Annotated in this window: 9 protein-coding genes; 4 read left to right on the top strand and 5 right to left on the bottom strand. The window is 32.9% G+C overall.

Annotated elements, in window-relative coordinates:
• Positions 1-2 precede the first annotated feature (2 nt).
• The 5 genes from O9267_RS09180 to O9267_RS09160 all read right to left on the bottom strand — a co-directional run bounded on the left by O9267_RS09180 (position 3) and on the right by O9267_RS09160 (position 13,551).
• A complete protein-coding gene (locus tag O9267_RS09180; RefSeq protein WP_298178415.1) occupies positions 3-3,248 on the bottom strand; it encodes a VCBS repeat-containing protein in 3,246 nt (1,081 codons plus the stop codon).
• Positions 3,241-6,561, bottom strand: coding sequence for a VCBS repeat-containing protein (locus tag O9267_RS09175; protein WP_298178413.1), 3,321 nt, complete (start codon positions 6,559-6,561; stop codon positions 3,241-3,243). The genes O9267_RS09180 and O9267_RS09175 overlap by 8 nt, the downstream gene beginning before the upstream one ends.
• 155 nt (positions 6,562-6,716) lie before the next feature.
• Entirely contained in the window at positions 6,717-8,222 is a 1,506-nt protein-coding gene (locus O9267_RS09170; protein ID WP_298178410.1) for a RagB/SusD family nutrient uptake outer membrane protein, read from the bottom strand.
• 11 nt (positions 8,223-8,233) lie between these two features.
• Positions 8,234-11,206: a SusC/RagA family TonB-linked outer membrane protein gene (locus tag O9267_RS09165; RefSeq protein WP_298178408.1), complete on the bottom strand. Its 2,973-nt coding sequence runs from the start codon at positions 11,204-11,206 to the stop codon at positions 8,234-8,236.
• Positions 11,207-11,550: 344 nt separating this feature from the next.
• Positions 11,551-13,551 carry a glycoside hydrolase family 65 protein gene (locus O9267_RS09160; protein WP_298178405.1) on the bottom strand — a complete coding sequence of 667 codons (2,001 nt, stop codon included), beginning with the start codon at positions 13,549-13,551 and terminating at the stop codon, positions 11,551-11,553.
• Positions 13,552-13,775: 224 nt separating this feature from the next.
• On the opposite strand from O9267_RS09160, the gene O9267_RS09155 reads away from it, so the two are divergent.
• From O9267_RS09155 to O9267_RS09140, 4 genes are all read left to right on the top strand, one after another.
• Positions 13,776-15,470 carry an alpha-glucosidase gene (locus tag O9267_RS09155; protein WP_298178402.1) on the top strand — a complete coding sequence of 565 codons (1,695 nt, stop codon included), beginning with the start codon at positions 13,776-13,778 and terminating at the stop codon, positions 15,468-15,470.
• A gap of 5 nt (positions 15,471-15,475) precedes the next feature.
• Positions 15,476-16,027: a hypothetical protein gene (locus O9267_RS09150; RefSeq protein WP_298178399.1), complete on the top strand. Its 552-nt coding sequence runs from the start codon at positions 15,476-15,478 to the stop codon at positions 16,025-16,027.
• A 147-nt stretch (positions 16,028-16,174) separates the two neighbouring features.
• Complete coding sequence (locus tag O9267_RS09145; protein WP_298178397.1) at positions 16,175-17,080, top strand: hypothetical protein; 906 nt, start codon at positions 16,175-16,177, stop codon at positions 17,078-17,080.
• Position 17,081: 1 nt separating this feature from the next.
• Positions 17,082-18,623 carry a phosphatase PAP2 family protein gene (locus O9267_RS09140; RefSeq protein ID WP_298178394.1) on the top strand — a complete coding sequence of 514 codons (1,542 nt, stop codon included), beginning with the start codon at positions 17,082-17,084 and terminating at the stop codon, positions 18,621-18,623.
• Positions 18,624-18,638: the final 15 nt, after the last annotated feature.

Below are 18,638 nucleotides of genomic sequence, written 5' to 3'. Positions count from 1 at the left end.
AACTAGTTTATTTGGTAAACTTCGGCTTTCTTGTTATTGATGGTTACCAACAAATAACTTTTTCCGTTAACATTTATGATATTTAGATTTCTAACGGCTTTTTGCGTTAAGTCAATTCCTATTTGATGACCTAGCAAAATAGATTTTTCATTTGTTATTAATGCACCCGAAAAACCATCAAATCTACTATGATAAGGTGTCACACCAAAATAATTTCCGGCAGCAAATACACTTTCGTTTTTATCATCAAATTTACTTTTTACGAATGATGTAATTGGTGCAACTTGCATATTGTTAGAAAACGGAACAAAAACAAATTTACCTTTTTCATTTTTCAAATAACCTGATTTTAGATTGTGAACTTTAAACAATTTTGCATTTGAAAGCCAATTTGCATCAAAAATTTCTTCAACTGTTTTTCCTGCAAAATCTTTGTAAGCATTGAATTTCTTTTTGATTGTTCCGCTGAATTGTTCTGCTAATTCGTCTAATCCCATTGTTGTGTAATATTTTCCGCCTTTTTCGATAGCAACAATGGTTTCAAAAGTATCATTTTTGTCAAAATCATCATAATACATTTTCATTGGAAACTCTTGTGTAGCTTTGAATTTTGAGTTCATTCCCCAATTTCCAACCAGATAATCTAAATCGCCATCATTATCAATGTCAAATGGAATTATCGATTGCCATAAACCATTGCTTTTTTCAGGTAAAACGGTTTCGGTTACGTTAGAAAATTGTCCATTTTTATTAGCAAAAAAAGTTGGTTTCATCCATTCGCCAACAACAATTATATCGGTTTTTCCATCTTTATTAAAATCAGAAAAAACGGCATCGGTTACCATTCCGATTTCTTCAAAAGTTTTGTTTTGAGTAATCGTAAAAATGCCTTTGTTATTATTTAAAAGATAACAATTTGGCATGCTTCCGAAACGATTGTTTTTAGAATTATTTCCGATGAAAATATCCAAATCACCATCGTTATCATAATCAAAAGATTTTGCAACAGAAGCATTTTGCATTAGTTGTGGCAAAGTTGTTTGTGTAAAATTGCCGTTACTTCCAAAATATAATCTGTCTTGCAAATTGGCGGCAAATTCGCCACCGCCAGAAGCTACAAAAAGATCGTTTATTTTATCATTATTAAAATCACCAATAACCGCCGATGCATCATTAAATAAAGTATTTTTCTCTAATTCAGGAAAAGATTTTTTGGCAAAACCAGTAGCTGTTTGAAGGTAAACTTGTGAGGCAAATCCTTTTGAGCCACCAAAGTAAACATCTTCTTTCCCGTCGTTATTCAAATCGCCAATTGCCGTTGCAGGATCTCTATCGGAATGTTTGTAGGGCATCAATTTTTGATACATAAAATCGATAAAATCGTCTTCTTGATGGGTAAAATTAATCCCTAGATTATCTTCAACTTTTTTGAAAATTGGTTGAATTACTGGTTGCAATGAATTGTAATTAAACGGTTTTCTACTTGAATTAGCTTTTACAACCAGCGTTTGATTAACCTTTACATTCTTGATTGTTTGAAAAGTTTTATCTGGCCAGATTACCACTAACGAATCCAAATTGGTTTTTTCTTTGTAACCAAAATGCACTATTGGTTCAGATGAAGATTGGAATCCGCGCGTTGTATGTAATTCTTTAAACTGTTTTTTACCTTTAGTATATGAAATCACTTTTGTGCCAATTCCAAAGGTATTTTTGCCAACAAATTGCAATTTTACTTTGAGATAATTTGATTTAGAATTTGTTTGATTAATGTAAACTGATGCTTCGCTATTCAAGTTGTTTGTGATTACATCTAAATCGCCATCGTTATCAATATCGGCATAACCGCTTCCGTTGGAGGTTATTGAATCATTTTCAATCCAATTAGAGGATTTATTTTTAAAATTCAAATCAGCATTTCCCTGAAAAACATAGTTGGTTACATTGCCACTTGGCATTCTTTTCAAAGCTTCTTTATCTAATAATTTAGTCGAATTGAGTTTGGTTTTTACCTCATCATTAGAATAATATTTGACATAATCCAAATCGTTAGGTCGTTTTGGGATTCCGTTACACACAAAAATATCTTGCTCACCATCTTGGTCATAATCGGCAAAAAGTGCACTCCAACTCCAGTCGGTTGCAGCTACACCACTTAATAGAGCAGTTTCTGTAAAATGCTTACCAGCTTGGTTTATTTGCAACATATTACGTGTATATTGATAATGATAACCTAGTTTTTCTGTTCGCATTTTTAACATTTGAACATTGTCATCACCAAGTGAAGATTTTAAAACTTTCTCATCTTCAGGCAACATATCAAGCGTCATAATATCAGGAAAACCATCATGATTTATATCGGCTACATCCAATCCCATTGAAAAACGGCTTGTATGACCGAAATAGGTTTTTAAACTTTCTGTAAAAGTTCCATCGCCATTGTTTAGATAATAATAATCATCTTCGTGAAAATCATTAGTTATAAAAATATCTGGATAACCGTCTAGGTTAAAATCTGAAACGGCTATTCCTAGTCCGTAACCATTTGCACCGCCAAAAATGCCAGCTTGTTCGCTTACATCTGTAAATTTATTGTTGTCATTTTTGAACAATTTGTCACCTGTTTCATAACTTCTTTTGTTACGAATGTCCGCATTTCCAAAAGAAGCTTCGTTGTGAACTGCGTGATTGAGAAGATACATATCCAAATCACCATCTAAATCATAATCTAAAAAGGCTGCCGATGAACTGTAATTATCTAAATCCAAACCATATTCGGCTGAACTTTCAGTAAAAGTGTTGTTTTTGTTATTAATGAACAACTCGTTATGCCCTTCAAAACCGTTGATTCCGACAACTGCACAAACATAAATATCTAAAAATCCATCGCCATTAACATCTGCCATTACGGTTCCGGTGTTCCAATCGCTTTCGCCTTCAACACCTGCTTTTACCGAAATGTCTTCAAACTTATTGTTGCCTTTGTTAAGATACAATTTGTTTTTGCCTTGATTAGAAGTGAAATAAACATCAACTAAACCATCGTTATTGATGTCACCAATCGCAACACCGCCACCATTATAGTAGTATAAATAATCAAGAATTGATATGTTTTTGGTAGGATCTAATTCGTTTTTAAAAGTAATATTACTATCGCTTGAAGCCAATTTTTCAAACAATCTATCTTCTTTTTGCGAACAGCTAGCTACTAAAAGAGTAACGCCTAAGATTTTGAAAAAATTAGTCATTGCGTTTGAAAATTTTCGGTTTATCATTATTCAATACCGCTATTATCGTCATTGATTTACTTTTGTTTTTAATCATTTTTAGGTTTTTGATTTCACCTTTTACTATAAATCTAGATTGATTGTAAGGTAACCAAGAGAATTCGCCTTTTTTATTTCCAATCAGCACACTTCCAAAATTGGCATCTAATCTTGAAAATTGTGGCTTAAATTCGTATTGATTTCCACCCAAAACAATGTCTAGTATTCCATCATTGTTTACATCGGTAACGCAAATAGCATTTACGGCAGAAAACTGCACTTCTTTAGGTAAAACTTTGATTTCAAATTGACCATTTCCTTTGTTGATAGCAATAACACTTTCCTGAATAGTTGCTTTTTTTACAATAGAATTGGTTACTACTTCGGCATCAAAAATTTCTTGAACTGACTTTTTGGAGTAATCTAAATAGCTCAAATTTTTCTTTTTTATCGAAGGAATTTGTTTTGCCAATTCGCCTTTCATGTTTAACGGCATATCTTTTCCATTGATAGTTTGTGTGGTTATTTGCTCAATTGTTCCGTTGGTATCAAAGTCGTTAACAAATAATTTCATTGGTTTATCAGCATTGCATTTGTAAGTTGTGTTTGTTCCTTTGTTACCAAAAACAAAATCTTTTTTTCCATCGTTATTTAAATCAACGCAAGCAACCGCATTCCAAAAACCATATTTATCGGTCAAATTATTTTTGAATTCTGCCAATCGTCTTCCCGTATTTTTGAAGATTTTTGGAGCCATCCATTCGCCAACAATAATTAAATCTTTCTTGTTGTCATTGTCAATATCTTCCCAAACAGCATCTGTAATCATTCCTATTTCGTTAAGTTTGAAAGCTTTTTTGTCTGTTACATTGGTAAAATTTCCTTTGCCATCGTTTTCTAATAAAAGATGTTTCGGGTCAATTCCATAAACGCCCGGAACACTTCGACTACCAATGAAAACATCTACATCACCATCATTATCAAAATCATATGGTGCAATTACTGAAACATTGTTATTGGTTGACGGAATTAGTAAAGTGCTTTTGGTAAAAACTCCTTTTCCGTTATTTAGATACAATCGATTTTTATAATTGGTTTGATCTGCTTTTTCATTTCCGCCAGTTCCTACTAACAAATCTTGGTCGCCATCACCATCTGCATCAAAAAAGGCAGAAGCGGTGTCTTCATAAGTAGCATCCGCTTCTAATGCAGATTGAGTGGTCGCTTTGTAAGAATTACTGCCGTTGTTTAGATATATTTTCCCGTCAGCACCTTTTGCACCACCAATATACAAATCGTCATTTCCATCGTTATTGATATCGGCTACTGAAATAGTTGGCCCTTCTTGTGAGAGCATTTTTGAAATTAATCCTTCGTAATCAAAATCGATATAATCGTTTTCCTTATGAGTTAAAAGTGTTGAAGATTGTTCCGAGAACAAAGCTTTTTCTGTTTTATTTTTAATAGAAAAAGTTGCTTTAGCATCAGTAATTGATAAAGTAATCGTTTTGTTAGAAGCAACATTGGTAATGGTTTGAAATTTATCATTGGGCCAAATCACTCTAAGTGAATCTATTTTTTTGGTTCCGATTCCAAAAGTCAATGTATAATCGGTTGAAGATTGAAATCCGCGAGATGGAATTAATTCTTGACGCAGAATTTCGTTACCCGAAAACAATTCAACAGCACTTCCAACTGCAAATTTGTTTTGGTTATCACCTTTCAATTTTACTTTTACAAAATGGTTTTCTTTGTTTTTTTCAGAATTATTTTTGTAAACAAATGAAGGCATATTTACATTATTTACAATCAAATCTAAATCGCCATCATTATCTAAATCGCCATAAGCAGCTCCATTTGAAAAACTTGGCGTTGCCAACCCCCAATTTTGAGCTTCATTTGTAAACGAAAGATTTCTGTTGTTTCTAAAAGCGTAATTAGAGATTGGTGTACTTGGCATTTTGTTGATAATGTTTTCCATCTCTTCCTTTTTGCCAGTAATTGCCATTTTTTGCATTAGTTCATTGGCAAAAAAGTCCATAAAATCTTGATTGGTCAAGTCATGGTAAATTCCGTTACAAACATAAATATCTTTATAACCATCATTGTCCATGTCAAACATCAAAGCGCCCCAGCTCCAATCAGTTTTAGCTACATTGGCATAATTAGCAATTTCCATAAACTGGTTATTTCCATTGTTAACCTGCAAAGTATTTTGCATGTATTGATTGTAAAAATCGAGATTCAATTTGCGTGTCAACAAATCGTAGTTATCAAAAGAAGTAGTGTTTTTAGTTCTTTCGTCAGATTCTGGTAACATGTCTGTTGTGAAAATATCGGCTTTTCCATCGTTATTAATATCCGCCAAATCGGCACCCATTGACGATTGACTTATGTGCGAAGTCCAAGATTGAACTTGCTCAGAAAAAGTACCGTTTTTGTTATTAATGTAGAGATAATCTCTTTCGTAAAAATCATTTGAAATATAAATATCTGGATACAAATCGTTGTTTACATCACCAATAGTTACACCCAGTCCAAAACCAATTAAACTACCAAAAATGCCCGCTTTTTCACTTACATCGGTAAATTTTCCATTATCATTTCGCATTAATTTATCGCCACCACCTTTCAAAACTGGGTTTACATCCCAATCTTTATCTCGCAATTCGCGTTTGTTAGAATAATTCAAACTACTTACTGGAATAAAACTGTTGTTTAGAATATAACAATCTAAATCGCCATCTTTATCATAGTCAAAAAAAGCGGCATGGGTTGTAATTCCTGTATCTGCTAGGTTATATTCTTCGGCTTTTTCGGTAAAAGTTAGATTGCCGTTATTGATAAAAAGTTGACTTTTTCTAATAGAATTGATGTTACTACCTGCGTTACAAACATAAATATCCAATAAGCCATCAGCATTGATATCGACCATTACCACACCCGTTGACCATGATTTAGGTAAAACTATTCCAGCTTTTTTTGAAATATCCTCAAATTTAAAATTGCCTTTATTGAGATATAATTTATTTTCCCCTTGGTTAGAAGTAAAAAAAACATCTGATAATCCATCGTTATTTATGTCCCCAATTGCCACACCACCGCCATTGTAAAAATTTCGGTATTTAAAAATATTCATGTCCTCACCGTTTTTTACTTCGTTGGTGAAATTTATACCTGTTTCGGAAGCATCTAGTTGAGAAAAAAGACCGTTAGAATTGGTTGTTTTTTCATCAGAGCAACTGGTTATAAATAGGGTAAAAATGCAAAGAAAAGAGAAATAAAAGTGTCGCATTTAGAGGTATAAATTAATTGAAAATTAGTGAATTTTAAGAAGCTAATTTAAGTAAAAAAATCAGTTAAAAAAGAGGTTCTTAAAACTTTTATAAAAAATAAAGAGGGCAATAAATTACCCTCTTTATAAAAAAACTAAACAAAATATAATTGATATTAATATCCAGGGTTTTGAGTCATATTTGGATTATACAAAGCCGCTATTGGAATTGGAAATAATAAATATTTAGGATTAGATGCACTAGGTTTTAAAGCTCTTGCGTCTAGGAATTTTCCAAAGCGAATCATATCATTTCTTCTCCATCCTTCCCACCATAATTCACGACCTCTTTCAGCATAGATATTATCAAGGCTCGTTAAATCAACTGCAGGTTGACCGGTTCTAGCTGCTAAATCAGCAGCTATTGTTCCTAACGAACCTGAACCGCCTCTTGCTATAGCTTCTGCCTTCATTAAAAGTGCATCAGAATAACGTAACAACACATAATCAGTGTCAGGTGAATTGTTTACTAAATCGATAGTTGGTTCATATTTTATACCACGAATACCAGCAGTTTCTAAGGTTGCACCTCCTGTTATAATTGTTAACTCCTTAGTAAAAACTAATGGATTCCCATTTCTGTCATTTAATGGAGTTGTCCCTCCTGGAGCATATTGCTGACCAACCAAGTAACCTAAATTATATCCATTAGCAGCAATTACACTAGGTTTTGGGTTATTGATTCTTAAATCCGCTGGATTGTATCTGTCATAATATTCCGCAAGAGTAGAGAATCCATTCCAACCAGACGGTGTTTGATTGTAATGAGTTCCCATATGCCATCTTGATCTAACATCACCACCGTCACCCAATTCATTAGCTGATACAAATACCAACTCATTTGAATTATCGTTTGACTTTGAAAAATTATCCCAATAATCTGGAGCTAATGTGTTAGTCATTGCATCAACATACTGAACAACTTTTGTCATATCTGCAGCTGCAAAAGTATATGGTCCAGCAGTATTAGCAGCAGCAAAAACACCTTTGTTAAGATATGTTTTAGCTAATAACATACGAGCAGCATCTTGATTTGCATCACCAGCATTTCCAACAGATCTTACTGGTAAATTAGGCAATATTGCTTCAAGCTCACTTATGATGTAATTAGTTGCTTCTGCTCGTGTATAAACCTTAGGATTATCACTTTGAGAAGAACCAATTTCTCTGTAAGGTACCTTACCAAACAAATCAACTAAGTGATAATAACAAAAAGCCTTTATAAATCTTGCTTCAGTTGCATCAGAAGTAGTACCACGGTCTATTATGATATTACAATTATAAACAGTTGAAAGTAACGTGTTGTATGCATTTGTTACCTCTGGGTGTGTTGGTGTCCATTCATGTGTATGAATTTGACGCCAAACACCATTATCATCCCAGTCACCTCCTCTTGTTGGTCCAACTAATGCATCTGATGACATTTCATCAAGTGCAAACATTTGTCCTTGTGCTTGAAACCCTCTTAAGTTTCTGTATGTTGATACTAAAAGTGAAGAAGGGTCAACATCTAATTCAGCATTTACTCCATCTAATACTTCTTCCTCTAAATCTGTACAACCGACTAGAAATGAAAAAGAAAAAAGAAAAAGTAATGGTTTAAATAAATTAATTTTTTTCATTTTTTTATGATTTAAAAAGTTACATTAATTCCAAAAGAATATGTTTTAGCTCTTGGATATGATAAATAATCAATACCTGATGACGGAACACCATTAATTGGTTTACTGATATCTACTTCTGGGTCAAATCCAGAATAATTTGTAATTACAAAAAGATTAGAACCATTTACAAAAAATTTAGCTGCTTTAATGTTTAATCTTTCAAGAAATTGATTTTCAAAGGTATAACCTAAAGTTAAGTTTCCTAATCTTAAAAAATCTCCTTTTTCTAGATATTTAGTTGACACAGGATTAGTGTCTCCTCCAGATTGGGCAGATGCTAAAACTTCTGGTGTAATATTTTTGTCCGCACCAACATATGATCCTTTGAATAACAACGCATTTGCAGTATTGTTATATATGTAGTGACCGAAAGCTCCATAAAAAGAGGCTCCTAAATCCCAGTTTTTATACCCAAAGTTAGTATTAAAACCAACGTTAGTCTTAGGTAATGCTTGTTTACCAACAAATTTTTGCTCACCAGAACCTGTTTGTGGTTGTCCATTTGCGTTAACATATAAAGAGTTCCCACTAGCATCGTAACCAGCAAATTCTTGTAAATAATATGAATAAATAGGTTGACCATTTTCAAGGGCTTGAGCAAAAGCTCCAGTAAGACCTGGACCACTTATTTCACCTGTAAATTGTTGGAAAACATCAGGAAACTCCTTTATTTCAGATTTTAAGAATGATACATTTCCTGAAACATCCCATCTAAAATCATCATTATTTAAAATATTGTAATTAAGTGTTAATTCAACACCTTTTCCTTCTAACACACCTTCGTCAAAGTTTCTAAATAATGAAAAATTACCGCTAGGTTGACTAGCTGCAGTAGGAACAGCATAAATTAAATTTTCAGTTCTTCTAACAAAATAATCAACAGAACCTGTTAGTTTATTTTTTAACAATTCAAAATCAATACCGGCACCAATTGTTGAAGTTTGTTCCCATTGAAGATTTGGATTACCATTATTTACAACAGTTTGAGCACCATTATTGTAATTAAGCTTTTGAACCGCAGCGTTTACAGGTATATCTGAATTACCAGTAACTCCATAACTTGTTCTAAGTTTTATGTTGTTAAGTAATCCTTCATTATCATTTACCAATTTATATGCAATTGCTGCTGACGGAAAATTACCATATTTTTTGTTTTCTCCAAATTTAGATGAACCGTCTCTCCTCATAGTTGCTGTTACTAATAAATTTTTATAGATAGTAGCATTAAAACGACCATAGTAAGATTGAAAATCAACTCTGTTTCTGAAAGAACCAGCATTATTGTTTGTTACAGTCGCTCCATTAATATTATCAATTAAATTAGTTTGACCTTCGTTAAAACCTCTTGCATTTATATTATTACCGTCGTTATTGTATTCGTAAAATGAATAACCACCTAACAAATCAAAACTAAAGTTATCATTTATACTCTTAACATAAGTTAAGGTATGTTCTAAGGACTTGTTAAAAGCATTTCTGTCAACAATTCTAGCAAAACCTCTATTACCATCAACAGAAATATCTTGAATTCTTACAGTAGGTAATAATTGATTTTTTCTTTCTGAACTTGAGTTTTCAACACCCAACAATAATTGATATTTTAAGTTTTTAGTTAATCTTAGACTTGTTGTCAAACTTCCTAAAATTTTATTGGTTTTTGTTCTATCAGAATAACCATTTAAAATTTGTACTGGGTTTAAATATGTATCGCTACCTTGAGATGGATTTGTAGGATTAGCCGAATATCCTGGATTAAAATATCCATCTGGAGAATTATCATATATTGGATATGTTGGATTCCAGTACAATGCATTTCCAATTATACTTCCAATAAAACCCGCATTATTTGTTATCAGAGTAGTTTGGTCGTTTAAGTTTGTATAATTAACTCTACCTTCCAATTTTAAAGCATCGTTAAAGTAAGAAGTTATATGAGCAATTGAAGCTGTATACTTAGCCAGTCCTGTATTTTTAACAATACCCTCAGTATCAGAATAACCAACTGAAAAGCGGGTAGAAGAATTTTCTCCAGAAGTTGACACAGATAAATCATGATTTGTAGAAACTGCATTTCTTAATATAGCATCTTCCCAGTTATAATTACCACCTAAACCTGTTTTTCCTCCAGCTACATACTCATCAGCTGAAAGCATTTTAAATTTTGTAGATAACGAACTGAATTGAACTGATGAAGTATAATTTGCCTCTGGTTTACTACCTTTCGTACCTTTTTTTGTAGTGATAATAATAACACCGTTAGCACCTCTTGCTCCATAAATAGCAGTTGATGAAGCATCTTTAAGCACTGTTATACTTTCAATATCATTTTGATTGATGAAGTTTAATGGATTTCTTGCAGAAGAAGAACCAAGACCTTGGATTTCAGCACCTCCGGATGACAAGTCACCACCCTCTAATGGCACACCATCTACTACATATAAAGGATTACTTCCAGACCTAAATGAAGCACTACCTCTAACTCTAAGAGTTACTGATGAACCTGGCTCGCCAGAAGCTTGGGTAACTTGTACACCTGCTACTTTTCCTTGTAAAATTTGAGCTGGAGAAACAGAAGCTACATTATCAAACTTTTTAGAACTTAATTGATCAACAGCACCTGTTGCGTCTTTCTTTTTTACAGAACCGTAACCGATTACTACTACTTCTTTTAATTCTTTTTGGTCGTCTTTTAAGACCACGTTTACTACACTTTTGCTACCTACGGCAACTTCTTGTGTAGTCAAACCGATATAGCTAAAAACTAATACGGCGTTTGCACCTGCATTTTTAATGGCATACTTACCATTAAGATCTGTCGATGCGGTGTTGTTTGTTCCTTTTACAACAACAGAGGCTCCTGGTAATGGACCACTGCTATCTGAAACCGTTCCTGATACATCTTGCGAATACGCAAAACCAGTGAATAGTACCGTTAGAAACATGAATAGGCTTTTAAGTAGACTATTTTTCATACGTAATAAATAAATTGGTTAATAATTAGTTAATTGTTTAAGTTTTATATGCAATAACAAACATACTCTAATATTATGAAAACTTTAAGAAATCAACTCACTATATCGTTTTCGTAACATCGAAAACGTTTTCGATATGGTAAAGTTTTAGGTCAATTCTTGTGAATACTATAAAAAAAGTGATTTAAAAAAACACATCTTGTTTTTTTAAATCACTTTTTTTGTGAAATTATATAATTTTAAGATAAATTAACAGTAAATACAAGGGTTTAGAGCTGAAATTACTACGAAAACGATGTAGATTTTATTTATTTTCACTTCACCTCAATCGTTTTATTATCAGTTCCTAATCCGATGATTTTTAAAGACTTCCATTGTTTTGGCAAAATACCTTTGTTGTATTTTAATCCATTGTCCGTTTGCTCTACTCCGCCGAAACCATAAATGATAGCTTGCAACATAGCACCCGCACCTGTTGCAAAATAAGGATTATTGCTATTAGCCGACTCTGAAAAAACACCAAATGGCGGACGGCTATTAGGCAAATACGCTTTTACAAAATGATCATACGCTTTTTCTTTGTCTCCAAGTCGCGCATACAAAACAGATAAGATTCCATGCGCCATAGCTGGGCCATCTTTTTTGTCAATCTTTTCAGAATAGTAGGCCAAGTCTTTTTCTATTTGGGTTTTATCAGTAATAATGTGCAATGGATAAGCTAACAAATTAACATCACCTTGTTTAATCATTTGACCTTTATATCCTTTGTAATTTTGTGTAATTCCATTTTCTTTATGAATTACAATATTATTTGAAACGTCAACCCATTTTGGATCAATTGGTTCGTTCAGAATAGTGGCTGCTTTTATTGTGTTTTTCAAAGCTTCTATTGCTGACGCATTTGTAAACGCATTATCATCTACATGTTGTGCATATTCATCTGCGCCTACTACATTTAAAATTGAATACGTTCCATCATTGTTTTTTACAACACGACTTACCCAAAAATCGGCTGTTTCTTTTAACACTTTGTATTCACTTCTTAACCAAGATTTGTCTTGTGTTAAAGCATAGTAATTCCAAAATGCAATGGCAACATCAGCCGTTATATGTTGCTCAAAAATTCCAGTAAGCGCCCATGTTGGCGTTGCTTCTTCACCGGTATCATCACTTTCCCATGGAAACATGGCGCCTTTATAACCATAGATAGCAGCTTTTTGTTTGGCTTTTTCTAATCTATCTGAACGATAATCTAAACATGATTTTGCCATTTCGGGTTGCAAAGCCAATAAAGAAGGATACATCCAAAGCTCAGAATCCCAAAATATATGTCCGTTATATCCTTGAGCCGATAATCCCATAGGCGCAATACTTTGGCGTGTTTCTGGGCGAATGAACGAATACAAATTATACAAAGCAAATCTAACACGTTGTTGAGCATCTAAATCACCTTCTATTTGAATATCACCTGTTTTCCATAATTCTGACCAAGCTTGCTTATGGCGGATTAACAATTTATCAATTCCTTCTTGCAAAGCAAAAATGGGTTGTCTTTCTGATTCATTCAATGGATCATTAAAATCTTTTGATGTGCATATTCCACCAGCAATAGCAAAACGATATTTTTTCCCTTTTGTCAATTTTTTACTAAAACCAACTTCGTTTCCCGTTTGCTTTAAAACTTCATTTTCTCCATCAAATAAAAATGTTGTTGAAGCCGAAACAGTAATTTTATCATTCAAAGTTTTGGCAGAAGTTCCAAAAACGGGCATCAAAAACTGATTGTCTTTCAACACTCGGTATTGACTTTTGGTCTCTTTCAATTCTTCAGGAACCACCATATAATTATTGGCTGAAATTTCAATATCTTTTTTAGGTGTAATTTCAACGATTGCCATTGCCGAATAAGGAATTGCTCTGTTAGCAAGAATAGTATAATCAATCGAAGCATAATCTTTGAACGAAAAAGAAACGGTACTCATTCCTTCTTTCATAGAAACTACTTGACTCCAATTATCGATATTGTCCGATTTAATTTGTTCGTTATTGATACTTAAATGCAAATTCAAAAATTCAATTCCGCGCACAATTTTACTAATACCGTTTTCTGAACTTGGTTGGTAAACACCATTCAAAATAATTTCTTTGGTTTTTAAAGGTTCATCATTAGTTACAATGCCTAATTGACCATTTGCCATAGCTACTCCAAAGTAATTTTGACGAGAAGTAGCAGTCAAGTTCCATTCGTCGGATTTGGTTTGCCCTATTGAATAAATTGAAATGAGAACAGCGAGAAAAAGGAATTTAGTTTTCATAATGATAGATTTTCATCCTCAAATTTATCGTTTTATTTTTTAAAACAGCATTAATTACTAAAAGTGTAATTTCTTATCAATCGAAAACGTTTTCGGTTTTATTGATAGCTTGAAACTGACTTTTAAACCATTTTTTATAAAATAAAAATATAAATTGACCCAAATTTCTGTTATTTTTATCCATGAAATTAAAATCATTACTAATATTATTTTTACTAAGTACAATGGCAAATAGTCAAGTTGTTGTTTCTAAAAACAATACAGAAATTGACAAAAAATGGTGGAAAGAAGCCGTTATTTATCAAATATATCCAAGAAGTTTTAAAGATAGTAATGGCGATGGAATAGGCGATTTGCAAGGAATAATTTCAAAATTAGATTACCTAAAAAGTCTAGGTATTGATGCTATTTGGCTAAGCCCAATTTACGAATCTCCCAACGATGACAATGGTTATGATATTAGCGATTATAGAAATATCATGAAAGATTTTGGCACCATGGAAGATTTTGACCAATTGCTAAAAGGAATGCACGACAGAGGCATCAAATTAGTGATGGATTTGGTTTTTAACCATAGTAGTGATGAACATTATTGGTTTCAAGAAAGTAAAAAATCGAGAGATAATAAATACCGCGATTATTACTATTGGTGGCCAGCCGAAAAAGGAACGCCACCCTACCGTTGGAGCTGGTTTGATGTAAATAGTAATGCATGGAAATATGACGCTACAACCGACTCGTATTATCTCCATTATTTTTCCAAAAAGCAACCCGATTTAAACTGGAATAATGCAAAAGTACGAGAAGAATTGTATGATATCATGCGTTTTTGGCTAGATAAAGGTGTTGATGGCTATCGAATGGATGCTTTTCAGTTTATCTCAAAAGATCCAACTTTTCCAGAATTACCAAAAGAAATTGTGGGCATTCCAACCGAAATTATAAAATATTATGGAAAAGGTCCAAAATTACACGAGTATATTCAAGAAATGAATCGTGAAGTTTTGAGTAACTATCCAAATGTAATGAGCGTTTCCGAAGGTGCTGGAGATTCGCCAGAAGCCGCATTAAAATTTGTAGATGAAGACCGAAAAGAATTAAATATGGCTTATCACTTTGAAAGTGTTGATATTGGCTATAATTTAAAAGATTTTGGGTTGGTAAAATACAAAGAGATTTTTTCAAGATACGATGAAACCTTCAAGGACAAAGGATGGCTTTCTATTTTCATGGCAAACCATGATCAACCAAGAATGGTTAGCAAGTTTGGAAATGATACGCCAGAGTTTAGAGAGATTTCTTCAAAAATGCTTTCTACTTTTGTAATGACTATGCGCGGAACATCGTACTATTTTCAAGGTGATGAGTTAGGAATGAGTAATATTCGTTTTGAAAGTATTGATGATTATAACGACGTCGATACCAAAAACAGATATGAATTTTTAAAAAATAACAATGGTGATTTAAAAGCATTTCTCGAAGACAGAAAACAAACTTCAAGAGAAAACGGAAGAACACCTTTTCAATGGAATTCTGATAAAAATGCTGGCTTTACAACGGGCAAACCTTGGCTAAAAGTAAATCCAAATTACACTTCAATAAATGCGGAAATACTTGAAAAAGATCAAAATTCAACATTGAATTATTTTAGAAAATTAGTAGAATTACGCAAAAAAGAACCCACATTGGTTTATGGTACATACACACTATTAGACAAAGAAAATCCAACCGTTTTTGCATACCAACGAGAATTAAACGGAAAAAAAATAGTAGTTTTATTAAATTTTTCAGAAAAAGAAAGTATGTTTACAACTGATTTGAATCTGAAAAAAGCAAAAGTTTTACTTGGAAATTATAAAACTCCAAGTTGTGACGGTAACTTAAAACCTTACGAATCGGTTATTTTAGAAATTAAATAAATTTGATGAAAAAAATTGCGTCAGCATTATTACTCCTTGTTTTAACCTCTACATTTTTATACAATGTAATTGGTTGTCACTTGTTGTTTTCTCTCGAAAAAGAACACAAATGGGTAGCAGCTATGCAAAATATTAAAGAATCAGAGTTTAAAGTTTTAAAATTAAATGCTTCCATTTATTCATTTGTTGAAGATTCTGAAATGGAATATGTGAACGAAAATGTTACTATAAATAATGTCGTTTACCATGTTTTCAAAAAAGAAACCAAAGACAATATTATTACACTTTATTATCTTCCAAACAAACAACAAAATTCTACAGATATTCTTCTTAAAAACCTAGTCGACAATGATTTGTTTGAAAATTCAGCTTTGAACAAAAAACCGCTTGAAAAAGTATTCAAAACATTTCAAAAAGATTATATTTCGTTAAATCCTAACAACTTTAATTTTGCACTATCTGGTAATACGTGTAAATTAGTTAATGAACGTTTTCTTATGCAGAAACTTCATGCAGGCTACCTAATGGCCTTGTTTTCTCCTCCAAAAGTTGTTTAATCTTATTTATTTCAAAAAATTAAATTCATCATAAGGCACAAATGTGTTTTTTGACGAAGTATCTTTTTTTTGCATTAAAAATACAATTTGATAGTAATTCAAATAAAGAATTAATATTCAAAACCACTAACCAATAACATTCAAAAAATGAAAAAAATATATATTCTTTGCCTAATTTGGGCAGGGCAACATCTATGTGCACAAACAGAAATTGACGGCATTATGATGAGCAAAAAACAATTATGCTCGGGTGCTGTCTATGAATACAGTAGTTGGGATAACTACTGGGAAGGTACTTTTAAAAGAGAAAATGGCAACTTCGGAACAGTTTCAACTCAAAAAATAGCAGTCAACTGTAACTATGGAATATCAAATAAACTTAACGCGATTGTTTCGTTGCCTTATGTAAAAACAAATGCTTCGGCTGGAACCATGATGGGTCAAAAAGGAGTTCAAGATTTGTCTCTTTTTCTAAAATACATGCCTTATGAAAAAGAGTTTGGAAACAAAATTGTATCTTTTTATGCAATTGCTGGTGCTTCAACACCTGTTAGTGATTATGTTGCCGATTATTTACCATTATCAATTGGTTTAAGAAGTAAAACGCTTTCAATAAGAGGAATGGGCGATTTACAATGGGATAAATTTTTTGCAACAATTTCAGCAGCTTACATCAAAAGATACAATATAGAAATTGATAGAAATGTGTACTATACAACATCTATGCATTATACCAACCAAGTTGACATGCCAAATATGATAAACGGAAATGCTCGAATAGGTTATAGAACTTCAAGATTAATTGCCGAATTACTATTTGACACTTCACTTACAACTGGCGATACTTTTGACATTACTACCAATAATATGCCTTTTCCAAGTAATACTATGAATATGACCAAAATTGGATTGAACACAAAATATACATTCAAAAAAATGCCAGAACTAGCCTTAATCGCAGGATTAAATCACGTTACATCGGGTCGAAATGTTGGGCAAACAGATAGCTTTTATGGTGGTATATTTTATTTAATCGATTTTAAAACAAAATAACATGAAAAATTTATATACAATAACAATTCTCACTATTACATTATTATTTGTTTCTTGTGATAAAGATATAGTAGAACGAAATGAATTATATCCACAACTAAATCCTATAAATCATGATGAATTAGCTGGAACATGGATGCCGATTTTACTGACAGCTCCAGACGAATTTTCGATAGATGCACCAATCGCTTCAAACTCGCCAGCTTTTACTAGAGAAATAAATGAGATAAAAAGCTATCAAGCGAATTTAACTTCAGATCAAAAACGAATAATTAATTATTGGAGTGTTGGTGGTGTTTTACGTTGGAACGAAATTATGCAAACTTTGGTGGCACGTCATAATCGTCCGCCTTATCAGAACGAAGATGGAACATATCCGACACCATCTCCGACAAATCCGTTTGCAAATCCACAATTTCCATTTTCTAATCCACCTTTTGCTGCTCGTGCTTATGCTTATGTTAGTGCTGCACAATATGATGCTATGGTAGCTACTTGGCATTATAAAAAATTGTATAACCGTGTAGCTCCGTTTACTATTGATGCAGGAATTAATGTTATGGTGCCTAAAAGTCCATTGCCTTCATATCCTTCAGAAGATGGTGCATTGGCTGGCGTAACCGTTGAGATTTTAAAACTACTTTTTCCAACCGAAATTGCCTTTATTCAAGAAAAAGCAGATGAGCAAAAATTATACAGAATTCTATGTGGTGCCAACGTTAGAAGCGATATTGATGCTGGTGTTGTCCTTGGTAGAAAAATTGCTGCAAAATATATAACTAGAGCATCATCTGATGGTGCTGGTGCAGCTATTGGAAATCAAACTCTTTGGTCACAACTTGAAGCAAATGCAATTGCTAATGGTGAAACACCTTGGATTTCATTAGATATTCCTGCGCGACCACCAATGCTACCATTATTTGGAAATGTAAAATCTTTCCTTATGACACCTGCAGATGTAGTTGCCAATCGTCCATTGCCACCACCTTCAACTAATTCTCAAGAATTTTTGGACGAATTAAATGAAGTAAAAAACTATAGTGAAAATGCTACTCGCGAACACATGCAAATTGTAACTTTTTGGGCTGATGGTGTTGGCACTTATACGCCACCAGGACACTGGAACCATATTGCTGGTGAATCTTTTGTAAATGAACGTTATAGCGAAGTACGTTGGGCAAGAAATATGGCACTTTTAAATCTTGCTATGATGGATGCAGCCATTAGTTGTTGGGAAGCAAAGTATTTCTATTTCAATCCAAGACCTACTCAAATGAATCCATCTATAAAAACGTTGACGGGAGTTCCTAATTTTCCTGCGTATGTTTCGGGACATTCTACTTTTAGCGGTGCAGCAGCAACTGTTTTATCGCATTTTATTCCATCAAAAGCGCAAGAATATCAAGCTATGGCTAGCGAAGCATCAATGTCAAGATTATATGGTGCTATTCACTACAGAAGCGATTGTGAAGCTGGATTAGTACTTGGTGAAAATGTTGGAAATTTTGCCGTAACCAGAGCAACAATTGATGGTGCAGAATAAATAGTTTTTTTATAC

Source organism: Flavobacterium sp. (genome assembly GCF_027531705.1).
In the GTDB taxonomy this organism is placed as follows: domain Bacteria; phylum Bacteroidota; class Bacteroidia; order Flavobacteriales; family Flavobacteriaceae; genus Flavobacterium.
The sequence above is the reverse complement of the archived record's forward strand: the minus strand, read 5'-3'. Positions and strand labels throughout refer to the sequence as shown.